Origin of the sequence: Brevibacillus fortis (genome assembly GCF_003013395.1) — a bacterium.
In the GTDB taxonomy this organism is placed as follows: domain Bacteria; phylum Bacillota; class Bacilli; order Brevibacillales; family Brevibacillaceae; genus Brevibacillus; species Brevibacillus fortis.
This window is the reverse complement of record NZ_PXZM01000035.1, coordinates 43,431-64,645: the sequence shown is the minus strand read 5'-3', so window position 1 is coordinate 64,645 and position 21,215 is coordinate 43,431. Positions and strand designations below refer to the sequence as shown.

General features: G+C 48.3%; 18 protein-coding genes. 13 read left to right on the top strand and 5 right to left on the bottom strand.

Going from position 1 to position 21,215, the window contains the following annotated elements:
* The first annotated feature begins 294 nt into the window (after positions 1 to 294).
* On the top strand, positions 295 to 1,680 hold the full coding sequence (locus C7R93_RS20610; RefSeq protein WP_106840574.1) for an L-cystine transporter: 1,386 nt from the start codon (positions 295 to 297) through the stop codon (positions 1,678 to 1,680).
* Between the two features lie 349 nt (positions 1,681 to 2,029).
* Here C7R93_RS20610 and C7R93_RS20605 read toward each other — a convergent pair whose 3' ends face one another.
* On the bottom strand, positions 2,030 to 3,661 hold the full coding sequence (locus tag C7R93_RS20605; protein WP_106840573.1) for a peptide ABC transporter substrate-binding protein: 1,632 nt from the start codon (positions 3,659 to 3,661) through the stop codon (positions 2,030 to 2,032).
* Between the two features lie 226 nt (positions 3,662 to 3,887).
* Between C7R93_RS20605 and C7R93_RS20600 the strand changes: the two genes are divergently transcribed.
* The 8 genes from C7R93_RS20600 (at position 3,888) to C7R93_RS20560 (ending at position 13,454) form a co-directional block, all read left to right on the top strand.
* On the top strand, positions 3,888 to 4,451 hold the full coding sequence (locus C7R93_RS20600) for a hypothetical protein (protein ID WP_106840572.1): 564 nt from the start codon (positions 3,888 to 3,890) through the stop codon (positions 4,449 to 4,451).
* A 183-nt stretch (positions 4,452 to 4,634) separates the two neighbouring features.
* A complete protein-coding gene (locus C7R93_RS20595) occupies positions 4,635 to 5,939 on the top strand; it encodes a hypothetical protein (RefSeq protein ID WP_106840571.1) in 1,305 nt (434 codons plus the stop codon).
* A gap of 747 nt (positions 5,940 to 6,686) precedes the next feature.
* A complete protein-coding gene (locus C7R93_RS20585; protein ID WP_106840586.1) occupies positions 6,687 to 7,946 on the top strand; it encodes an amidohydrolase in 1,260 nt (419 codons plus the stop codon).
* A gap of 62 nt (positions 7,947 to 8,008) precedes the next feature.
* Entirely contained in the window at positions 8,009 to 9,412 is a 1,404-nt protein-coding gene (locus C7R93_RS20580; protein ID WP_106840569.1) for a M20 family metallopeptidase, read from the top strand.
* 171 nt (positions 9,413 to 9,583) lie between these two features.
* On the top strand, positions 9,584 to 10,681 hold the full coding sequence (locus C7R93_RS20575; protein ID WP_244191601.1) for a FecCD family ABC transporter permease: 1,098 nt from the start codon (positions 9,584 to 9,586) through the stop codon (positions 10,679 to 10,681).
* A complete protein-coding gene (locus C7R93_RS20570; protein ID WP_106840568.1) occupies positions 10,678 to 11,484 on the top strand; it encodes an ABC transporter ATP-binding protein in 807 nt (268 codons plus the stop codon). Before C7R93_RS20575 ends, C7R93_RS20570 begins: the two co-directional genes overlap by 4 nt.
* A 12-nt stretch (positions 11,485 to 11,496) precedes the next feature.
* Entirely contained in the window at positions 11,497 to 12,492 is a 996-nt protein-coding gene (locus tag C7R93_RS20565) for an ABC transporter substrate-binding protein (RefSeq protein ID WP_106840567.1), read from the top strand.
* Entirely contained in the window at positions 12,468 to 13,454 is a 987-nt protein-coding gene (locus tag C7R93_RS20560) for a ferrochelatase (RefSeq protein ID WP_244191600.1), read from the top strand. The genes C7R93_RS20565 and C7R93_RS20560 overlap by 25 nt, the downstream gene beginning before the upstream one ends.
* A 104-nt stretch (positions 13,455 to 13,558) precedes the next feature.
* Here C7R93_RS20560 and C7R93_RS20555 read toward each other — a convergent pair whose 3' ends face one another.
* From C7R93_RS20555 to C7R93_RS20545, 3 genes are all read right to left on the bottom strand, one after another.
* Positions 13,559 to 14,245: a class I SAM-dependent methyltransferase gene (locus C7R93_RS20555; RefSeq protein WP_106840566.1), complete on the bottom strand. Its 687-nt coding sequence runs from the start codon at positions 14,243 to 14,245 to the stop codon at positions 13,559 to 13,561.
* A 129-nt stretch (positions 14,246 to 14,374) separates the two neighbouring features.
* Positions 14,375 to 15,100, bottom strand: coding sequence for a hypothetical protein (locus C7R93_RS20550; RefSeq protein WP_106840565.1), 726 nt, complete (start codon positions 15,098 to 15,100; stop codon positions 14,375 to 14,377).
* Between the two features lie 13 nt (positions 15,101 to 15,113).
* Positions 15,114 to 15,743: a YczE/YyaS/YitT family protein gene (locus tag C7R93_RS20545; protein WP_106840564.1), complete on the bottom strand. Its 630-nt coding sequence runs from the start codon at positions 15,741 to 15,743 to the stop codon at positions 15,114 to 15,116.
* Positions 15,744 to 15,864: 121 nt separating this feature from the next.
* On the opposite strand from C7R93_RS20545, the gene C7R93_RS20540 reads away from it, so the two are divergent.
* The 4 genes from C7R93_RS20540 to C7R93_RS20525 all read left to right on the top strand — a co-directional run bounded on the left by C7R93_RS20540 (position 15,865) and on the right by C7R93_RS20525 (position 18,716).
* Positions 15,865 to 16,848 carry a LacI family DNA-binding transcriptional regulator gene (locus C7R93_RS20540; protein ID WP_106840563.1) on the top strand — a complete coding sequence of 328 codons (984 nt, stop codon included), beginning with the start codon at positions 15,865 to 15,867 and terminating at the stop codon, positions 16,846 to 16,848.
* Positions 16,849 to 16,931: 83 nt separating this feature from the next.
* On the top strand, positions 16,932 to 17,798 hold the full coding sequence (locus C7R93_RS20535; protein WP_106840562.1) for an AraC family transcriptional regulator: 867 nt from the start codon (positions 16,932 to 16,934) through the stop codon (positions 17,796 to 17,798).
* Between the two features lie 118 nt (positions 17,799 to 17,916).
* Positions 17,917 to 18,411, top strand: a complete 495-nt coding sequence (locus tag C7R93_RS20530) for a GNAT family N-acetyltransferase (RefSeq protein ID WP_106840561.1) — start codon at positions 17,917 to 17,919, stop codon at positions 18,409 to 18,411.
* An 8-nt stretch (positions 18,412 to 18,419) separates the two neighbouring features.
* The gene (locus C7R93_RS20525; RefSeq protein ID WP_244191599.1) at positions 18,420 to 18,716 is read left to right on the top strand and encodes a hypothetical protein; all 297 of its coding nucleotides are present in this window, start codon (positions 18,420 to 18,422) and stop codon (positions 18,714 to 18,716) included.
* A gap of 204 nt (positions 18,717 to 18,920) precedes the next feature.
* Here the strand turns inward: C7R93_RS20525 and C7R93_RS20515 are convergent, their stop codons facing one another.
* On the bottom strand, positions 18,921 to 21,017 hold the full coding sequence (locus C7R93_RS20515) for a sigma-54 interaction domain-containing protein (RefSeq protein ID WP_106840559.1): 2,097 nt from the start codon (positions 21,015 to 21,017) through the stop codon (positions 18,921 to 18,923).
* Positions 21,018 to 21,215: the final 198 nt, after the last annotated feature.

The following is a 21,215-nucleotide window of genomic DNA, read 5'->3' as shown; positions in this document are numbered from 1 at the left end:
CACGCTTTTAAGCGTCCACCTCTGAAATAACTTCGAGGAAGAGACCACTTTGGACGCGGTTTCGCTTTTTGCATGGAGTCGGGCAGTCAATCTCACAGCTGGCGGGACAAGAAGCTGAGCGTTTTCTCCTGTTTCCTCCCCACCACTACAGCTGGACATTATGTACCTCTGTAAGACAGTTTGGAATAATAAAAAAACAATTCATACTTGACCAGTAGGGATTGTTGGTAATATAACTATATCTATAACGAATACAATAATGAGAGGTACATAAAACGAAAGGGAGGGGAATATATGTCGACGTTATTGATCATCGTAAACATTGTTTTGTTGCTCTTATTCATTGCTGGATTGTATGCCATGCAAAAGAAGCATATTTCTTTTTCCAAGCGGGTATTTGTTGGTCTCGGACTCGGGATTTTATTTGGACTCATTTTGCAATACGTATACGGAGCCAAATCGGACGTACTCAAATCCACTATCGAATGGTACAACATTGTAGGGAAAGGCTATGTGAAGCTGCTTCAAATGATCGTAATGCCACTGGTATTCATCTCTATTTTATCGGCTTTCACAAAAATGAAACTAACCAATAACATTGGGAGAATCAGTACGTTGATTATCGGACTTTTGGTAGGGACGACTGCTGTCGCGGCAGCGATCGGGATTTCGACTACCTTGGCATTTAATCTCGACGGGGCACAATTCCAGCAAGGGGATGCAGAATCCGCTCGGATCGAACAGGTGGAGCAGCGCTTAGGTGATATCGAGAACTTGAGCATGCCAGCCAAAATTCTGGAACTGCTTCCTGCGAATCCTTTCCTCGATCTGACTGGAGATCGGGCGACTTCTACGATTGCCGTCGTGATTTTCTCTGCGATTATCGGTGTTGCCTATCTAGGGGTAAAACGCAAAAATCCGGAGCAGGCTGAATTGTTTGCGAAAATTGTGGATACATTCCATACGATTACAATGCGTATCGTAACTTTGATCTTGCGCCTGACGCCATATGGAGTACTGGCAATCATGATCAGAGTAGCAGCTACCAGCGATTACAATGCCATCTGGCAGCTGGGCAAGTTCGTTGTCGCTTCGTATGTGGCAATGATCATCATGTTTATCATCCATCTGTTGCTGTTGACGTTTGCAGGATTGAATCCAATCACCTATGTGAAAAAAGCATTCCCTGTCCTGACGTTCGCCTTCACTTCGCGTACGAGCGCCGGCGCGTTGCCGCTGAATGTAAAAACGCAGCAAAGCATGGGTGTTCCTGAGGGGACTGCCAACTTCGCAGGCTCCTTTGGACTCTCTATCGGACAAAACGGTTGCGCAGGGACGTATCCGGCCATGTTGGCCATCATGGTAGCACCAGTCGCAGGAATTGATCCGTTGACACCATCGTTCATCCTGACGCTGATCGCAGTAGTGGCACTCAGCTCCTTCGGGGTTGCAGGCGTAGGGGGCGGGGCGACCTTTGCAGCACTGCTCGTCTTGTCCACGATGAATCTGCCAATTGCAATTGTCGGTCTGCTTATCTCCGTTGAGCCGTTGATTGACATGGGCCGCACAGCGCTCAACGTGAGCGGAAGCATGACGTCTGGACTCTTGACGAGCAGAGTGACAAAAGAGCTGGATACCAATGCCTACCACGGAAACGAACAAAAAACGCTGACTGTGTAAGTGTAATAAAACAGGCTGTACCGTCTATTGTGACAGGTACAGCCTGTTTTGTTTGGATTATATGTTTTCAAGAAGCTCGTGAATCCAAAAAGCTACGGCGAGGAAGAGAAAAACGGAGCGACCGGAGGCCTTGGCGCGTCCGCCCAGTCGGAACGGAAAAAAGCGGTACACGCCTGTCGACCAACCTCTTCATCGAGAAGCTACCGCCCATCGGGTGGCTTTTGGTCGATGTACCGCTTTTTGGAGTGGAGACGGACTTCCCTGCTTCCTCGTAGGCGTGCCACCAACGGAGGGAGCCCGTTTTTCTCTTCCACACCACTATGTTCGCACAAACATAAGACTTTTTTACCTATTGACTAATCGAGGTGTACTTGAAGTACGCGCCTCCCAGCGGGAAGATGATGAAATCCTTCACCTTGTCGTTTTTCACGTAAGGACTTCCCCGGAAGTTGATCGGCGCCAAAGGCATTTCCTCCATGAGGATCGTTTCTGCCTCTAAAAGGATCTTTTTACGTGCGTCCAGATCAGGCTCGTTGTAGCTCTTGTCGATCAGCTCTTTAAACTTGGCATTTTCCCAATCCGGGTGGTTGTTTCCGCCCGTTTTGTCACGGAACATCTCGAGGAAGTTGATTGGGTCGTTGAAGTCTGCGCCCCATTGGAAGCGAATCATGTCAAAGTTGGCTTGCGATCTCATGTCGCGGTATACCTTCAGCTCTGCCGTATACAGCTTCACGTTAACGCCGAGTGCTTTTTTCCACTGGTCTTGCAGGGCTTCGGCCAGCTTTTTATTAGTATCATTCGTGTCAAAGGTATAGGTGACAGTCGGGAAGGTCGAGAGTCCGAGCTCCTTCATGCCTTCTTCCAGCAATGCTTTTGCTTTCGCCTGGTCTTCTGTAAAGTAGCCGTCTGGTTTTAAGCCCATGGAAGTCGGTACCCACCCGTAGGCGGCTGGAACACCGGTCTGCAAAATGTTATCGATGATTTCCTGACGGTTGATCGCATAAGCGAAGGCCTGACGGATTTTTTTATTGTTGAACGGCGGTTTGTTTGTATTAAAAACGACGGATTGTGTGCCCGGATTATCCGCGACCATCAGCTTGCCCGCATCTTTAAGCGTAGGGATGGCATCTGTAGGAAGCGTCGAAGCAGGATAACCGCCCCAGTCGATGTCGCCATTCTCAAACATCGAGAACGCTGTATTGTTGTCCTCGATCATGGCGATTTCAATCCGGTCGAGCTTGACGTTGTTTTTGTCCCAGTAGTTCGGGTTTTTCGTAAAGACGATCTTGCTTTTGTGCTCCCACGTATCCATGATGAAAGGACCATTTCCCACGATCGTTTTCGCCTCGTCAGCCCATTTCGGGTTTTCTTCCAGCGTTTTTTGATGCAACGGGAAGAGAGTTGGGAAGAAGGTCAGCTCACGGAAAAACGGAGTCGGTGACTTCAGGTTGAATTCGACGGTATAGTCGTCTACAGCTTTGACGCCAACATCTTCTGCTTTGCCTTTCCCTGTATTGTATTCCTCTCCTCCTTTAATGTAGTAAAGCTGGTAGGCGTACTCGGAGGCTGTTTTCGGATCGAGGTTGCGTTTGATCGCATAGACGAAATCATGGGCGGTGACTGGATCTCCGTTGCTCCACTTTGCGTCCTTGCGAATTTTGAAGGTGTAGTTCATGTAATCCGGCGAGTTGGTGAAGCTCTCAGCCGTTGCATTGACGAGCTGTCCGTTCACGTCGTAGCTGGTCAGCCCTTCAAAGGCAGCGTAAATCATGTCAAACGAATCTGCGTCGACGGCGATCCCAGGGTCCATCGAAGGAGGTTCACTGTTGATGCTCCATTTCAACACCATTGGTTCTGTTTTTGTTGCTTCTGCCGGTGTTTTGGAGCCAGTGGGTTCTGCAGGTGCGGAAGAGTTTGAGCACCCTGCTAGTACCCCGAAAAGCAAGGTTAGACAGGTTGCGATTGCCAATCCCTTTTTCATAAATACCCCCTTGATAAATGATAGAAAACGTATATTCAGAATATTTGCTTGTGTTTTCGATAGCAAAGGAATTTTTTTAGTTTCTCGATAAAAAATATTTACTTAGCTCATTGATAGATAGGAATAGTGGTATGGAATTAATTGATTTTTCTTAAAAGTTTACTCATTTTTAAAGATATGGTATATTTTGGTAGATGTTAATGATAGGAGAGGTGGGAGAATTACTATGTTCAAGAAAATGGTTTTTTCAGCATTAAGTGTAGCCGTATTTTCTGCAGTGCTAACGTCTCCGCTTCAAGCAGCAAACACATCATCTATTGTTGATGAGCAGGAAGAACACACATTAGTTTCTGCCAAATGGAGTTCAGATGAGGAATGGATTAAAAAATCGTCTCCTGTCCCACCTGGTTGGGTCGTCATTCGTGAAGACCTGGGTTCCAAGCTAATTAAAAATACAGCAGGTGCTCCCTATGGTACGGAATTAAGAGTTAGCAAATATTCTCCCGTTCCACAAGGATGGGTAGTTTTAAGAGATGAATTAGCTGGTAGGGTTATAAAATATACAACAGGAGCATCTTATCGTACGGAGTTCAATGTGACCAAGTTCTCACCTATTCCAACTGGATGGGTTGTAACTCGTGAAAATTATGATAGCAAAACGATCATGAATGTTAATGGAGCTCCTTATGGAACGAGATTATTAGTGAGCAAATACTCACCTGTTCCACCAGGATGGATTTATGAGGGACAAGTGGCTAATGGTAAGTACATTAAAAACTTGAATCGGTAGAGAATAAATTAAAACATAAATCTTCGAACTCAATTTAATAATTTTATAGAGGAAAGAACTGATGGATAAGTTGTAGATAGCCATCAGTTCTTTTTACTTTGGCATTCGATGGACAAAGAGAACGGTACATGATATGAATGAGGAAAAGGTGTCGATCATGAACAGGTAGGAGAAAACGCCCATATGTATAGAATCGGTGTTGTAGGACCGCCTCCTTCGGTGGAGCGGATATTGGCGGTTGCCAATGAATTTGAGCATGAAATCGAGTTCGTTCCTTTTCGTTATGAAGACGTACGGCATGTGAGTAAAATCGTTTTGGAACATAACGCAGATTTAAACGGATGGTTTTTCTCTGGTCCGATTCCGTTTACGATCGCGAAAAATGTGCTCAGCCCGGATGCCAATATCGTGTATTGCCCGCCGAACGGTTCGAATCTGTATCGTTGCTTCATCCAGATGTCGATTGACCAAAACGCAGCCGTGAACCGCGTTTCCATCGACATGATCGACTCGGAAGGAACGCATTTGCGCGAGGCGATGTCGGAGCTGGACATACCCGAAGAGGGGATTTACGTCACTATGTACGACGAGCATTTTGACCTCGATGCCATCACGCAGTTTCATGTATCGTTGTGGCGAGAAGGGAAGACCCAAGGTGCATTCACCACGTTTTCTGTGGTCGAGCATGCCTTGCGCGAAGAAGGGATTCCTGTCTATCGTGTCCTGATGACGAAGATGGAGATTCGTCAGGCGATGAAAATCGTCATCGAAAAGGTCAAAAGCTCCTATTTCAAGGACACGCAAATCGGGGTAGAGATCATTGAGCTGGAGCAGTTTGACAAGATTCCCGAGCGGACCAGCACGCGCTTTTATTTGCAGCATCTGGAGCTGAAGATCAGACAAATTCTGCTTGCTCTCTGCGATCGGCTGGACGGCTCTCTGCTGGCAAATGGCAACGGGCGCTATCAGATTTTCAGCTCGCGTGGTGCGATTCAACGAGAAATTGAAATGCTACGACATACGGTGGAACAGCTCTCCTTGGAGGCAGAGGTTCCGGTTGCAGTAGGTGTAGGCTTTGGGGATACAGCTTTTTCTGCGGAAAACAATGCACGAAAAGCGATCCAGCATGCAAAAGAACGACCAGGGGCTGGCATTGTCGTCGTACAGGATAATGGCGTCATGATGGAATCGGTGGGAGAAACAGAGGAGCTCACCTATTCGTACCGCTCCAGCGATCGCGAGCTGTTGGAAAAGCTGAACCGTGCGAACGTCAGCGTCAAATCGTATCATAAGCTGCGTGCGCTCGTTCAGCGTATGGGTTGGAAGTCGTTTTCGACGACGGATATTGCTTCGCACTTGTCAATGACGGTACGAAATGCACAGCGCATCATGGGCAGCTTGTGCGAAGTGGATTTGGCTGAGTTCAGCGGGGAAGAGCAGCAAGCTGTGCGTGGACGTCCGAAAAAGCTTTATCAGTTAAAGAAATGAGGACACCCGACGAGATGTTTCGGGTGTTTTTTCATATCATGAGGCTGCGGTGGGGAGAAGAATATTTCCAGTCTAGGCTCCAGGCTCCGTCCTGCTGGGGGCTAAGACTGCCCGCTCCGAAGGGATTCGCGGGGAAACGCAAAAGGGGTAGCCGCTTCGTAGCACGAGCACGTTGCGTTTCTGTTGCCCGCGAATCCCTTCTCCGCTCGGTAGGACTCCACAAGTCGCTACGTCTGGAAATATTCTTCTCTGGCGTAACTGCTGACATACTTAAATCTTTTAGGGCTTTTAAAAATCGGATTCACACTGACAGCTCGTAGAGGAAACAGGAGAAAACAGCGAAGATCTTAGGGACACCGACCGAGACTCCATGCAAAAAGCGAAACACGCCTTTAAGCGTCCACCTCTGAAACACATCCTGAACGGACCACTTTGGACGCGGTTTCGCTTTTTGCATGGAGTCGTGCAGTCAATCCCTCAGCGGGTGGCCCTAGAAGCTGAGCGTTTTCTCCTGTTTCCTCCCCACCACAACAGCCAGACAAAGTTTTTCTATTTTTCAAGAAGTCTAACAACTTCTATTGAAAAAACGGAGACGCAACTATATAATTCAATTAAGCGAAAATGTCTTTTAATATTCGTATATTGTAAGGGTTTACATTTGCCAGTTTTCTCATATTTCTAGGGCTTGCCTATCGGACCTGGGCATGGAAGAAGTCATGCTCCAGAGTTAACAGGAGGAATTGAATGATGTTGGATCTGGTTTCGTTGCGAAGAGATTTTCATAGACATCCAGAGGTGGGTTTTACGGAGTTCCGTACCGCTTCCAAGGTAGTAGAGATTTTGACATCCCTCGGCTATGAAGTCCTATACGGACAAGAAGCAATAGATGGAGATTCCCGTCGGGGCCTGCCTTCCGAGGCGGTACTTGAGGCAACGTATGAAAGAGCTTTGCGTGACGGTGCAAACCCGGCGATCGTTGAAAAAATGCGCGGTGGCTATACAGCAGTGATCGGCGTGAAGAAAGGGAAGGCACCAGGACCAACGGTTGCTTTTCGTTTTGACATGGATGCACTGCCTGTATTGGAAAGTACAGAGCAAGACCATTTTCCACAAGCGAATGGTTTCCGCTCCCATTACGAAGGCAACATGCATGCCTGTGCTCATGACGGTCATACCACGATTGGCTTGGGATTGGCAGAAGCGCTTGCAGCAGGAGATTTTTCCGGTACGCTCAAGCTAATTTTCCAACCAGCAGAAGAAGGTGTTCGCGGTGCGTACGCCATCGTGGAAAAAGGGCATTTGGACGATGTTGACTATATTTTCTGCAACCATTTAGGCGTCAATGTGCCACTCGGTGAGGTACACGGCGGTTCTTACGGATTTTTGGCGACCACGAAAATGATGGCGCATTTCTACGGTGTTTCTTCTCATGCTGGTGCGTCGCCAGAGCAAGGGAAAAATGCATTGCTCGGAGCGGCTACCGCCCTGCTGAACATTCACGCGATTCCTCGCTTTAGCACAGGGGATACGCGAATCAATGTGGGTGTGCTAGAAGGCGGAACAGCAGCGAACATCATTCCGGCCTATGCGAAGATGGTCGTGGAGACTCGCTCTATTACCGAAGAAGTGAATGCTGAATTGGAAAACCGCGTACGCAACATCATCGCGCACAGTGCCGCTATGCATGAGCTCGACTACAAGATCGAAGTCGTCGGGGGAGCAATCCCGATCAACTACGATGTGGAGATGGCAGAGCTGGCACTGGAAGAAGCCGAGCAGGTAGAAGGCTTCCATTCCTTTAAGCACGGCGAGTACAATTCGATGGGCAGTGAAGATGCCAGCTTTATGATTAAACGCGTTCAGGATCGTGGTGGAAAAGGAACGTACATGGCAATTGGTACGGATATCCCGGCGCCTCACCACCATCCGAAATTCGATATACAAGAAGAGGTTTTACCACGCAGCGTAGCGCTTTTGAACCGAATTGCAAGACGATTGCTGAAGTAAAAAAACGTTCCTAACTGAGCGAAAAAGCACGTGGACAACTAGGACAGAGAGGATGTTTGCGAATGCATACCAAGCGAATTGCAGAAATGATTGAGAAGAAACGAGATGCCTTCATCAAGGTGAGCGACCAGATTTGGGATTTCGCGGAGACGCGTTTTGAAGAGTACCAATCTGCTGAGCTGCTGGCTCAAACACTCGAAGGAGAAGGCTTCAAGATTGAGCGTGGAGTAGGCGGAATCAAAACGGCTTTCATCGGAAGCTTTGGCAGCGGCAATCCTGTCGTGGCGATTCTGGGAGAGTTCGACGCTCTGTCGGGCATGAGCCAGAAAAAAGGCCAAACCACAGAAGAGCCTCTCGTAGCAGGCGCAAACGGCCATGGCTGCGGACACAACCTGCTCGGTACCGCTTCTCTTGCGGCAGCCGTTGCAGTGAAAGAGTACATGGAAGAGAACAACATGTCGGGGACTGTTCGTTACTACGGCTGCCCAGGGGAAGAAGGCGGCTCCGGGAAAGCGTTCATGGCGAGAGCGGGATTGTTTGACGACGTGGACTTCGCGCTTTGCTGGCACCCAATGGGCTACAACAGCATTATGTCCATCGATTCCCTCGCAAACTATCAAATCTACTTCAAGTTCAAGGGAAAGAGTGCCCATGCGGCAGCAAGCCCTCATCTCGGTCGAAGCGCACTGGATGCGGTGGAATTGATGAACGTCGGTGTGAACTACTTGCGTGAGCACATTATCCCGGAAGCACGTGTGCACTATGCCATCACGAACTCCGGCGGCTTGTCGCCAAATGTGGTGCAACCAAAAGCAGAGGTGCTCTATCTCGTGCGTGCGCCAAAGGTGGATCAAGTGCAGGAGATTTACGAGCGCGTATGCAAAATTGCGCAAGGCGCTGCGCTCATGACCGAAACCGAGGTAGAGATCGTATTCGACAAAGCGTGCTCGAACCTCGTGCAAAACAAACTGCTCGAAGGGGTCATGTACAAAAACTTCCAAGAGTTAGGCGTCCCTGTGCATGATGAAGCGGAACTGCAATTGGCAAAAGAAATGCGTGCGACGCTGTCCAAGCAGGAGCTCGCTACTTCGGAAAAACGATCACCTGACATGCCTGCTCCAGACATGGTTACCTGGCTCAATCCATTCGACGGATCCAAGATCCCACTGAACGGCTCCACGGATGTGGGGGATGTGAGCTGGATCACGCCAACCGCGCAATGCACGACTGCGTGCTATATTAACGGCTCCACGCTGCATTCCTGGCAATGGGTGTCCCTCGGGGCAACATCGATGGCACATAAAGGGATGCTGCATGCGGGGAAAGTCATGGCTTCTACAGCCATTGACATGTTGAAGAAACCAGAGCTGATCGAACAGGCAAAAGCCGAGCTGAAACAGCGACTGGGCGATCAAACGTACGTGTGCCCGATTCCAGAGGGTGTCATGCCTTCTGTGAAAAAATAAGAATATGAATAAGACGGCTCCTGAATGGATCAGAAGCTGTCTTTTTTGTTTTGGTTGGGATTGCAAAAATAGTATGGGTTGCTGTAGAATGATTTTTAAATAAATTTTGCCTTAGGGAAAAACTTTTTGATTAGGTAAAGAAATATGGCGTAATGCAGAAAGGATACCAAGATGTATTCAGCTCAATCACCATCCGAAAGATTAGCCAGCGAGGAAATGCCACTTCCGATCAAATATGGGTTTCCGCGCTTTCTCGTTTCGATGATCAGCTTGTGCTTGGCTCTCTTTGCGGTGATTGTATTCGCCAGTTCGGTGGGACCTGTATCTGTCCCCTTTGAGCAGACAATCGCCATCATTTTGAAGAAGCTCGGGCTCCACATGGAAGCAAGCTTTACCGAGCGGGAGCTGCTGGTCATCTCAGAAGTCCGGCTGCCGCGTATTCTCGTCGGAGCCTTGATTGGTGCAGCGCTGGGGATATCGGGAGCAGCTATGCAAGGGGTGTTTCGTAATCCGTTGGTGGAGCCGGGGTATGTCGGGGTTTCCAGTGGGGCGGCGGTCGGAGCTGTATGCGCGCTATTTTTTGGATGGAGCCAGTTCAGCGTGTGGGCATTGCCCTTATCCGCATTCATCGGTGCTGCTCTCGCTGTGATCATCATTCTGGCTGTCTGGCGGGGGAGCCGTAGCCGGTCGATTGCCACATTGCTGTTGCTCGGAATCGGCATCAATTCGCTATTGTCGGCGCTGATCAACATTATGGTGGCGAGTTCAACCAACGACCAGGAGCTGCGCAGTATCATTTTTTGGCTACAAGGGGGCTTGGAAGCGCGAACCTGGGAGCATGTGCAATTGATCATACTGCCCATTATGGTCGGATGTCTGATCACCCTTTCATTCGGACGTCACCTGAACATGATGCTATTGGGCGACGACCAAGCAGCTAGCTCCGGCGTGAATGTACGCAGAACACGCTACATCCTGCTCGCACTCGCTTCGCTCATGACTGGTTCTGCGGTTGCTGTTAGTGGCATTATCGGGTTTGTTGGCCTCGTCGTTCCACATATGATCCGTCTTTTGACTGGACCTGATCATCGATTTTTGCTGCCAGCGAGTGCCCTTGGCGGCGCCATTTTTCTTGTTCTGGCCGATGTCATCTCACGAATGATTCTTCAGCCAGTGACCTTACAGGTCGGTGTTGTTTGTGCCTGTATGGGTGCGCCGCTTTTTATCGCGTTGATATTGCGATCTCGCAAAGGAGGGAGGACGACATGAATATCGTGGCGGCAGAAAAGATATCGACCTGGATCGATGATCGAGCCATTTTGCGTGAGCTGTCTTTTTCTGCTCAAGCAGGGGAGTTCATCGGGCTGATCGGACCCAATGGCAGTGGAAAATCGACGTTATTGCGGACTGTGGCAGGATTAACACCTCCCACGTCCGGTCAACTGAAAATTTTCGGAAGACCAGTCGCAGAGTATAAGAGCAAGCAGCTTGCACGCATTATCGGATATGTACCACAGGATACGTCTATCGATTTTGACTTTTCAGTAAGAGAGATAGTGCTAATGGGAAGACATCCGCATTTGTCCCGCTTTGGCTCAGAGCGTCAGCTTGATCGCATCATGGCGCAAAAAGCGATGCAACAAACAACGACCTTGCATTTGGCAGATCGAATGGTGACCACTTTGTCCGGTGGCCAACGGCAAATGGTATTGATCGCAAAAGCCTTGGCGCAAGATCCGCAATTGCTCCTGCTTGACGAGCCGATTTCGGCTTTGGACATCCGTTATCAATTGCAAGTACTGGAGCTGATGCGCAAGCTAACGGGAAAAGGCATCACGATCTTGGCAGCATTGCACGACCTTAATCTTGCTGCCCGATACTGCGATAGACTTGTACTGCTGCATCAAGGCGAGATACTCAGCATGGGGAAACCCGATGAAGTGCTGACACCGGACATTATCCAAAAAGCTTACGAGGTGCATGCAAACGTGAGCATCGATCCGTTTCTGGGCGTACTTACCGTTACGGCAATAGGAGCACGCAATGATTTTACCTACCATAACCTTAATTAGGAGTACCTACATATGAACAAGAAAAAACGTTTTACGATAAGCTTGATGATGCTGCTTGGCGTAGTATGGGTAGCTGGATGTGGAAGTGTACAAGATCAGAGCGAGCAGTCGCGAATCAACACAACCACGCAAAGTACGCAACAACAGTATCCGCTAACAGTATCCGTGGACGGTAAAGAGGTGACCATCCCCAAAAAACCGGAACGAATTGCTGCCCTTTCACTTGATGCGGCAGAGGTTGTCTTGGAGCTGGTTGAGCCGGATCGAATGACCGTCGTTCCGAAAAGCATCAACAACAGTTCACTTGCTTATCGCACGGAAGAAGGCAGCAAGGTAAAAAACAAAATTGCTGGGGCCACCTCGCTCGATCCCGAACAAATTTTGTCTTATGAAGCAGACCTGTTGATCATGACGAAGCTTCATGATAAAGAGAAAGAAGCGAATACACTGCTTCAACAGTCCGGTATTCCGATTATTACACTGGAATCATGGAGCACGCTGGATGTTATCATGTCGAATATCCTCATGATAGGCAAGGCTACAGGCGAAGCGTCTCAGGCGGAGGAAATTGTCGTAGACATGAAAGAAAGAGCCGAGAAAGTGAAAAAAGCAATCGATGGGACCAACAAGCCTTCTGTCCTCGTTATTTCTCCGCTTGGACCGGGAACTGGTCCGTATTTGATGGGGGCCTCCAACATTTCGTATGATCTCGTTAGGCTCGCTGGCGCGAAGCATGCTGCTGACAGCCTCGGTTTAAATCGCACGACGAAAGCGACCATCGAACAGATTATCAAAGCAGACCCAGAGTACATATTGCTGGTAGAATGGCAGGAAGGAAAAGCGGATGACATGAATGACATCATGCAAGCCCCCGGCTGGTCCACCTTGCAGGCTGTGAAAAACGATCAAGTGAAGCGCATGCCTGCGAAAAAGCTGCTGAATCCTAACCGCTACAGTATTGATACATTGGAGGAAATCGCTCAGTGGCTTCATCCAGACAGGTTTTGAATGATGGAAAAGGAGTGGTAACCACTACGATGAAAGCCCTGCTCATGCTGTCTTACGCTTCATTGCAATCAATCGATGATGTACTACCCTTTTATAACCATCTGTTTCACGGCAATATCCCTTCAGTGGATACATTGAAAGCGGCCAAGAAACGTTTTCAATCAATTGGCGTCGCAGATCCGCTTGGCTCGGTAACAGCTCGGCAAGCCCTGGCAATGGAGCGGCGGTTGAATCCATTTGGAGGCGAGCGAATCAAAGTCTATCAAGCTACGAAGCATACGTCTCCTTTTGTGCACGAGACGGTTCAGCAAATGGTCGAAGACGGCGTTACTGAGCTGTACGCATTTCCGACATCACCCTTGTATTCGAGAACGGGAACGGCAGCCTATCATCAAAGTGTTCGAAAGGCGCTCGAAGCCAGTGGTGCAAATATTCCGGTTGTAGAAATCAATCATTGGCACAGCTATCCGGGGATTGCAGAAGCGATCAGTCTTCGCTTGCGGACCGCTCTGCAATGGCTCTCTATAGAAAGTCGTTCCGAAGCGACTGTGTTGTTTACAGCTCACAGCCAACCGGGGGTGTCAGAGGTGAACAACGAGTTCATCCAAGCTTTTACGGAACTGGCTGAAGCGGTCGCCACGAGAGCCGATTGCGGGAAGTGGTTGCTCGCTTACCGAAGTGCAGGACCGGCTCCGCAGAAGTGGTTAAGACCAGATGTGCTTGCGATGATCGAAAAAGTGGCCGAGGACGGTGGTAAAGCCGTCGTCGTCTGCGATTTGCTGTCTTTGACCGAAAACGTGGAGGCGATTTTCGATTGCAGAATCCATTGCCGAATGAAAGCGGAGGAGTGCGGGCTGGAATTTGTCTCAACTGAATTTCTGAATGATTCGGCTGACTATATCGACACTCTCGTGGAGCTGATTCATGAGAGAATGGAGCAATCCAAAGAGAGGAAGAATTAACTTTCTTCCTCTTCTTTTTTGTTGTAGCATGAAAATCTCCTTGATGAATAATCGTGTACGGTGAGGCCAGTCGGAAAAATACCTACCGATTTGCCTTTTTGCAATCATACCGTCAGCCACCATACCCCCGCGCATTCCGGCAAAGTCACCAGTTTCTCCCGGGCGACTCTGTCCGAAAGCTCATCTCCAAAGAAAAATCTTGCTTGCCGTTCTGCTTCTTCCAAGTCTGCAAATTGATAGTCCAAGCGAATCCATTTGTGGGAGAATCCGTATTTGTTTTCCAACAAGGAATAGTACTGGGTAAGAAATTCAGGTGGGTGAGGTGTTTCGTATCCAGTTCCCATCGTCTCCATGATGATGATCGTCCCACCAGGACGAAGCACGCGTTTCATCTCCAGAATGATTTTTTCAAGATTGTGCTCGTTGTTGGGAACCTCAGAGCTGGTGAGGTAACAAACCGTCCATCCCGCTACGATGACATCCGCACTATGATCGTCTGCGGGCATTTCGCGATGATCCCCTACGCTGGTTTTCCAATTGGAAAGACCTGCTTGCGTCAGCTGTTGTGCATTCACTTCTAGCATGGCAGCGGAAGCATCGAGAGCCAAAATGGACTTGGCATGAGGGGCGAGCACAGAAGTGAGTCTTCCTGAGCCAGCTCCCAGATCGATTACATCCAGTCCTTTGATGGGGGTGATTTCTTCGATGACAGCGAGCAGACTTGGTTGTTTGGAGATCATCAGATCGTACTGCTCCGCTTGATTTTTATAAATGAGTTCGTGGTTTGGCATCGTTCACCCTCCAGTTCTTTGATCGTACTGGAAAATATCGTAAAGCTTCACGCCACGTGAAGGTCAAGAGAAAGAAAAAAGGATTCCGCCTCGCAGTCCTATGCGCTACAGGGGAATCCTTCTTTTCGTTTAGGAACGGACAGAAATCAAATCCTTCGCCAGTGCCACCATCTGATCATGAAGGGTAGGGTCCAGTTGATTACTGCCGGTGTGGTACGCGAGATGATACAAGATTCCTTGATCATAAAACTCCATCTCATGGGCGTTTGTGACGATCAGATTTACAGCCTGATTTTTATCATCGTACTTGTAAAAGTTATACACATAAGAGCTGTTAGTCGTGATGATATGATGATAGAAAGTAATATCGGCGGTCAGTGGCTCAACGCGCATGACGTTCCCGAACGAATCCAATCCAGAAGCAGATGGCTTCACGTGGGCCAAGGGGTTTTCATCTGTCTCTGTCATACGTACAATGAAGAAGTTTTCCGTGATACGAACTCCGTTTTCCTGCGCGTATGTCAGCTGCAGCTGGTGTCGCGTTTCTTTTTCGGAGCCTGGGGAGAATGAGACGAGATAGGCCATCTCTTTTTCGACAGGAAAAGGCAGCTTCGTTTTATCCACTGGCTTGATTCTGCTTTGGATAGACGAAGGCAATAGTGGTGTCATTTCCTGAATACTCATCGGCTGGTAATGGATTACGTTTTCAGGATCTTGGGTCAGTCTGTGAATTTCGCTCTGGGCAAAAACATCTCCGCCAGCTTTGACGAGGCCAGTGGAAGAGGAGCAACCGACAAGCAATAGAAACAGGCTCACTACAAGGGAACACACAACTTTCGGTCGAAAATTTCTCAAGGCGTTCCTCCTTTTATGCCTTCGACTCCTTCGTTTGATTTGCGAGACGAAGCATCTTATTCCCGACGTTGATTGCTGCTTGAATAATGTAGCCAGTCGTAAACGACAGCACGACCGTTCCATAATAAATCGGGCCATCTAACAGGAAGCTTGCGCTAAGAAACATGCACGCCAGCAAAATTTCTGTCCGTCTGAATGTCCACTTTAATCTTTTCGACATGACGAGTACAAATGCCTCTTGGGGAGCCGTGCACACTTGCGTACACACATACAGCCCGATACCACTTCCGATGCAAATGTTTCCGAGTGCCATGGTCAGAAGCGGCGGCAATGAACGGATAGCAGCCATGAGCGCATCGATGGACCCGATCAAATCGACGAAAATAGAGATCAGCACCATGACCAAAATGGCACCGAATGTAATGTAACTGCGATCCATGAACAAGACGATAATGACAAAGGTCAGGTTAATGGCAAACATCCAGAAGCCAATTGATATTCCGAAGTTTTGATACAGGGCAATAAACAGAGAATCATAGGGGCTAAGACCAAAGGATGTAATGGTCGTCATCATATTGATCCCTAACGCCAGGATCAGCAAGCCTGAAAGAAATAAGAAGTATTCAAATTTTAAGCGAAACATCAAACAAGACTCCTTTCCTTTTACATAAGGAGAGCATAATGTGTGGAACGCTTTTCAGAGCAAGCGGAATGTGCTTTGATGTATGTAATAATTACTGATCCGACTTAGAGGAGTAGTCTGAGTGGCTAACATAAGAGAAATCGCGAAATTGGCAGGTGTATCCGTTTCAACCGTTTCCCGTGTGCTTAACAACCATCCGTACGTGAACGAGAAAAAACGCGCGGAGATTCTCAAGATTATTGAAGAACAAAATTATGTTCAAAACAGTAATGCGGTCCACCTCTCTACCGGAAAAACGATGGTAATCGGTGTGACATTGCCTCTCGTCAACAACCAATACTACAGCTCCATTATCGAAGGGATTGCAGCCGAAGCAGCCCGGCATCATTACAAGCTGATGGTGTGCCAAACGAATAATAACCCTGAGCAAGAACGCAGCGTTTTACACTTGCTCAAAAATAAAAAAATCGACGGGCTAATCATGTGCTCCAGGTCCAGCTCTTGCGAAACGCTCAATGAATACGCAGGATATGGGCCGATCATCACTTGTGAAGCAAATGATACTACCTCTGTTTCGAGTGTTCATATCGACCACTATCAGACGTTTCTGATCGGGATGGAGTATCTGATTAAGAAGGAGCATCGTCGGATCGGGTATTGCATCGGCAGAAAAAACAGCTTTAACAGTCAGCATCGCAAACGTGCCTATTACGAAAAGCTGCGTTCGATTGACGTGACCCCATCTCCTGAGTGGGCATTTGAAGAGTGCTTAACGATCCAAGACGGCAAAAATGTCGTCGGGAAACTGCTGCAAACAGAAGAGCGGCCTACAGCAATGATCGTATCGTGCAATCATATAGCGGCGGGGATCATCAAAGAAGCGAGCAGATTGGGGCTTAGCGTACCGGAAGACTTAGCCGTAATCGGTTGCGATGATCAGCCGATCGGAGAGCTGCTAGAGATCACCACCGTATCCAGCTCCAGTACGTTGATGGGAAAGTACGCATTTGAGATGCTGCATGAGCGGATTTGGACACAGCAATTGGATGGGAAAAAGGAAGAGAAGGAGCTGTCGCCCGTATTGGTAGAGCGATTGACGACGTAAAGCTTGAAAGATAGCACAGTTGATCAAAAAAACGCCAGTGATCTCCCGCATACTAGAGAAAAAACAGGTGAAGGAAGTCAAAGATGGACACGTACAAGCGGATTCAGGACGCGATTGATTATGTGGAAGAGCATCTTCAGGAAGAAATGAACATCACAGATATTGCTTCCAGGGCGCATTTCTCTGCGTTTCATTTTCAACGACTGTTTCAGGCAATCTCAGGCTTCAGCGTACAGGAGTACATCCGCAAGCGCAGATTGTCGGAAGCTGCTCTTGCATTAAAACAGACAAGTGACAATGTACTCGAAATTGCTGTGGCTTATCAGTACCAGTCGCAGGAAGCATTGACACGCGCTTTTGAGAAGCAGTTCGGCATCACACCTGGAAGGTATCGTAGGGAAAATCATTCGCTGCCCTATCTCGCCAAAATGGACTTCTTGGCCCTTCGCCAAACCATCAAAGGAGAGATCACGATGAACAAACCAACCATCACGACATTGGATGACATTTGGATCATTGGGCGCAGGTTCCGGACGAATTTACAGAATGAGCAGCATTTTAAAGACATTCCGGGCTTCTATTATGAATTTGGCCGAAATCAAGATTATTTGCGGATTCCGAATAAAGCCGCAGAGGATATGTCGTACGGAATCGCCTGCGAATTTGAAGACGACGGGAGTTTTTCTTTCGTGATCGGGGAGGCTGTGCATCGTGTTCCAGATGAACTGTCAGAAGACTTTATTTCGCTCGTCTTGCCCGGTGGCAAATACGCGGAATTCAAAGTGACAGGTGATGCGGACCTCGTGCAAAACACACGTCGCTATATTTACGGAACATGGTTGCCCAATTCGAATTACGAGAGAGGCGAGGGGCCGGATTTTGAAGTGACGGACGTGAGGGCGAGCTTTCCTGAAGCGATGAAAATCGCTATATACATCCCGCTTCTATAGACGTTTGTTCAGCCGAACGCAAATGAATTTTACAGTACTTTCACACGCCATCCATTCCAGCTTTATACCTGTTTGCTAAAGTGTAAATGTAAGAGCGATTGTACAGGAGGCGGGTAGGGTGGAAGTGCAGATTGAGCGTGTCGTAAGAGATGATTTTGCGGAAATGATCACGTTGGCGGATATGACATTACCCGATCGAATGAACTTGCATGAGCTGAAAAAGTATATGGAGCTGTTTCCTGAGCTGATTTTCAAGGCGACGTACAATGGCCAGCTCATCGGTTTTAGCTGTGCCGGAATCGATATGTACCAGACGACAGGCTGGCTTTTGTTCAGCAATGTACGCAAAGAGTTTCAAGGTCAAGGCATTGGCAAGCTTTTGATCGAGGCCAGACTGCAAGCCCTGCGCCAGTTTCCGACACTCCGTACCGTGCAGGTCACGGTGAGTGAAACCAACGCATCCTCCATTCGCGCCTTGTCTGCCTATGGCTTCCGTCTGGCTCACGCGGAGCAGGATTACTACGGGCCGGGCAAGCATCGGAATTTGATGGAGCTGCCTATTTTGCCTATGATTCAACCAGAAAAAATACAGTCGTCCATCGTAACTACCTAGGTGGATTCATGAAAAAAGCGGAGGAACTAAACCCTTGCCGCTTTTTTGTTTTTTTATATGCTGGTATCGATGCTGTAGTGGAAGGAAGAAGTGCATTTCCAGTCTACGCTTCGGCCTACGCCCCGCAAGGGGGATTGACTGGCCGCTTAGAAATGAATAGCGGGAGCGCTTCAAACGTTGAAGTTTCGAGGAAGTATCTCATAAGTGAAGCTGAAATTCCCCGCTATTCATTTCTACGTTGGGTAGGGCTCCAGAGGCGCTTGGACTGGAAATGCACTTCTTCCTACGTAGCTCTTCTTGGTTAACGCCTTGAGAGTGATTCAAGAGGTGTATTAAGTATGCGTCTCTGCTCTGACTGATAAAACGGTTTAATAAATGAAGATAACACTGCTGTAAAGAAGTCCTGCTACATGTTTGGAAGGAGACCGCCCGAACGAAGAGAGGATATAGGCGACTGGAAAACATGTAGCAGGACTTCGGGCTCCACATCTGTTGGAAGTCAACCATAATTATCCCTTTTCTTTAATCAGCAAAGCAGCCAACACCTGCTGCCCAAACGCGGTAATCTGTGTCCCTTGCTTCTTGACCCCAATCGAGACGCATCCAGCGCGGTCCAGCACGGTCAGCTTTTGTCTAACTTGGGCTTCGGTCATGAAAGGACTCTCCATCCTCGCAAGTAGGGCAGTACGTCCAACACGCTCCATACGCTTGTAGCAATCAGACAGTACTTGCAGGATCGTTGCGTAATCTCCCAAGGAGCCTTGCCTGGACAAATACCGGATTGTATCTTCCAACGTATCATCCCGGTGAGAAAGAAGTGGCGGAGTAGAGAGGTGTCCCGCAAAAAAGCGCTCCGGCAAATGAGCCAACTCCACCTGATTCCCCTCTGCGATGACGACTGCATAGTGAATGAAATTTTCTAGCTCACGAATATTGCCTGGCCAATCGTAACGGAGTAGCTGTTCCGTCACTTCCCGTGAGAAGGACAGACGCTGCTTTTTTTTCTGCAAGAAATAATCTATCAGCACCAAAATATCCTCCGGACGATCACGCAGTGGCTGGATGTGCAGCGGTAGGACGTTCAGTCTGTAGTACAAATCCTCGCGAAACGTCCCTTTTTTGACCATTTCCATCAGGTTGCAATTCGTAGCTGCGATGACGCGGACATTGACTGGAATGACGCGATAGCCCCCTACGCGCATGACCTGTTTTTCCTGGAGGACGCGAAGCAGTGACGCTTGGATGCTAAGTGGGGCATCCCCAATCTCGTCCAGAAAAATGGTCCCGTTGTGAGCCAGCTCGAATAGCCCCATCTTTCCGCCTTTTCGTGCTCCTGTAAAAGACCCTTCCTCGTACCCGAACAATTCGCTCTCTACCAAGCTCTCGGTCAGCCCTGCAAAATTGACGGGGACGAACGGACCGTCACGGCGCGTCGAGTGTTGATGGATGGCTTGGGCAAAAACTTCCTTTCCAGTTCCGTTTTCCCCTGTGATGAGAATCGTAAAGTCGCTTTCGGCCAGCTTGGTCGCCACTCGTTTGTTGGCCTGAATGGACGGGCTTTTGCCAATGATATTGTCAAACGAATACTTGGTCATCAGTCCGAGATTGGCACTCTTCGTCCGTATTTCCTGTTCGATCTGCTGTACCTTCGTCACGTCTTGAAAGGTAATGACCGCGCCAAGAAACTGGTCATCCAAGAAAGTGGGAATCTTGGTAACCAAGAGGTACAAATCACGGAATTCCAATACTTGCTTCGTTACCTCGGTGTGTGACTCTAGTACTTCCAGAATAAGAAATTCAGGAATGACCTCCGCTACATTTCGCCCGATGCAAGTTGTTTCAGTCATATGTAAAATTTTCTCGGCTTCTTTGTTCAGCACAGTGATCTTCCCTGTGGCATCTGTCCCAATGATGCCTTCATGGACGGCATTTAAAATGGAGCTCAGCTTTTCATTCAGCTTTCGTTCATTGTGTACCGAGTTGGTCAGCTTGCGCCCAATATGGACGAAATCACTGATGAAATCAGCCGTGTACAGGTTTGCCTTATCTGGAGACAGATCAAGCAGGCGCGAAATATCAAAGATCGTAGTCAAATCCAAAGGGCGGTGCCCCAGCTCAATGATGTTCTCAAAATGAACAGGAATCAGCTCTCTGAGTCCATGACAGACAGCGACATCTATTTGATCTTTTGTAGGAAGTGGAGTCTCGGTATCGGGTACGTACGGCACAAACGTAAGATGAGAGAATCCGAGATGAAACAATAGCTCAATCGCGCCTTCTACCATTTCGATGGAGTTGGAAACAAATAGACAGCGCGTTCCTGGAGGTAAGTCCATGAGTTGATCCAACTTGTTAATGTCAATCGTACGTCTTGCTAGAAGCACGGGTATGTCTGACGGAGGAGCTGGCTGATCGTGCAAGAGACTGGTATCAGAAACGAGGATGAGATCAACTTGATCGTATACACTCGGGTGAAGCCGTTCTTGCATGTGGTTTCGAATGATGTGCAAGCGGTTGCCGAAAAAAGACGTGAGCGTGTTTGCGAACAGCAAGCTGATCGTCTCCAGCCGGGTCATCAACAGGATGCATGGGTTCTGGTTTTTCATGATGCGACTCCTTTATCTCTGTCAGTTAGCTTTTGTATTAGGTGAAAATATGGGAGGAATTACGTTCGAAAAAACAACCTATATTATAACCTAAAAATCTGAAATTGTTCAGAAATGCTTAACTTTTATAATAATACAGTTTTGGCACAATTCTTGCTATACATCCGGTAGAGCAAAACGAGATACTAGAGATAGACA

What these genes read in the sequence shown, in the direction of transcription:
- C7R93_RS20605 (WP_106840573.1), bottom strand. Translation starts at nt 3,661, where the DNA reads ATGAAAAAGGGATTGGCAATCGCAACCTGTCTAACCTTGCTTTTCGGG.
- C7R93_RS20570 (WP_106840568.1), top strand. Translation starts at nt 10,678, where the DNA reads ATGAATATCGTGGCGGCAGAAAAGATATCGACCTGGATCGATGATCGA.
- C7R93_RS20580 (WP_106840569.1), top strand. Translation starts at nt 8,009, where the DNA reads ATGCATACCAAGCGAATTGCAGAAATGATTGAGAAGAAACGAGATGCC.
- C7R93_RS20555 (WP_106840566.1), bottom strand. Translation starts at nt 14,245, where the DNA reads ATGCCAAACCACGAACTCATTTATAAAAATCAAGCGGAGCAGTACGAT.
- C7R93_RS20525 (WP_244191599.1), top strand. Translation starts at nt 18,420, where the DNA reads ATGAAAAAAGCGGAGGAACTAAACCCTTGCCGCTTTTTTGTTTTTTTA.
- C7R93_RS20515 (WP_106840559.1), bottom strand. Translation starts at nt 21,017, where the DNA reads ATGAAAAACCAGAACCCATGCATCCTGTTGATGACCCGGCTGGAGACG.
- C7R93_RS20585 (WP_106840586.1), top strand. Translation starts at nt 6,687, where the DNA reads ATGTTGGATCTGGTTTCGTTGCGAAGAGATTTTCATAGACATCCAGAG.
- C7R93_RS20600 (WP_106840572.1), top strand. Translation starts at nt 3,888, where the DNA reads ATGTTCAAGAAAATGGTTTTTTCAGCATTAAGTGTAGCCGTATTTTCT.
- C7R93_RS20535 (WP_106840562.1), top strand. Translation starts at nt 16,932, where the DNA reads ATGGACACGTACAAGCGGATTCAGGACGCGATTGATTATGTGGAAGAG.
- C7R93_RS20565 (WP_106840567.1), top strand. Translation starts at nt 11,497, where the DNA reads ATGAACAAGAAAAAACGTTTTACGATAAGCTTGATGATGCTGCTTGGC.
- C7R93_RS20575 (WP_244191601.1), top strand. Translation starts at nt 9,584, where the DNA reads ATGTATTCAGCTCAATCACCATCCGAAAGATTAGCCAGCGAGGAAATG.
- C7R93_RS20545 (WP_106840564.1), bottom strand. Translation starts at nt 15,743, where the DNA reads ATGTTTCGCTTAAAATTTGAATACTTCTTATTTCTTTCAGGCTTGCTG.
- C7R93_RS20595 (WP_106840571.1), top strand. Translation starts at nt 4,635, where the DNA reads ATGTATAGAATCGGTGTTGTAGGACCGCCTCCTTCGGTGGAGCGGATA.
- C7R93_RS20610 (WP_106840574.1), top strand. Translation starts at nt 295, where the DNA reads ATGTCGACGTTATTGATCATCGTAAACATTGTTTTGTTGCTCTTATTC.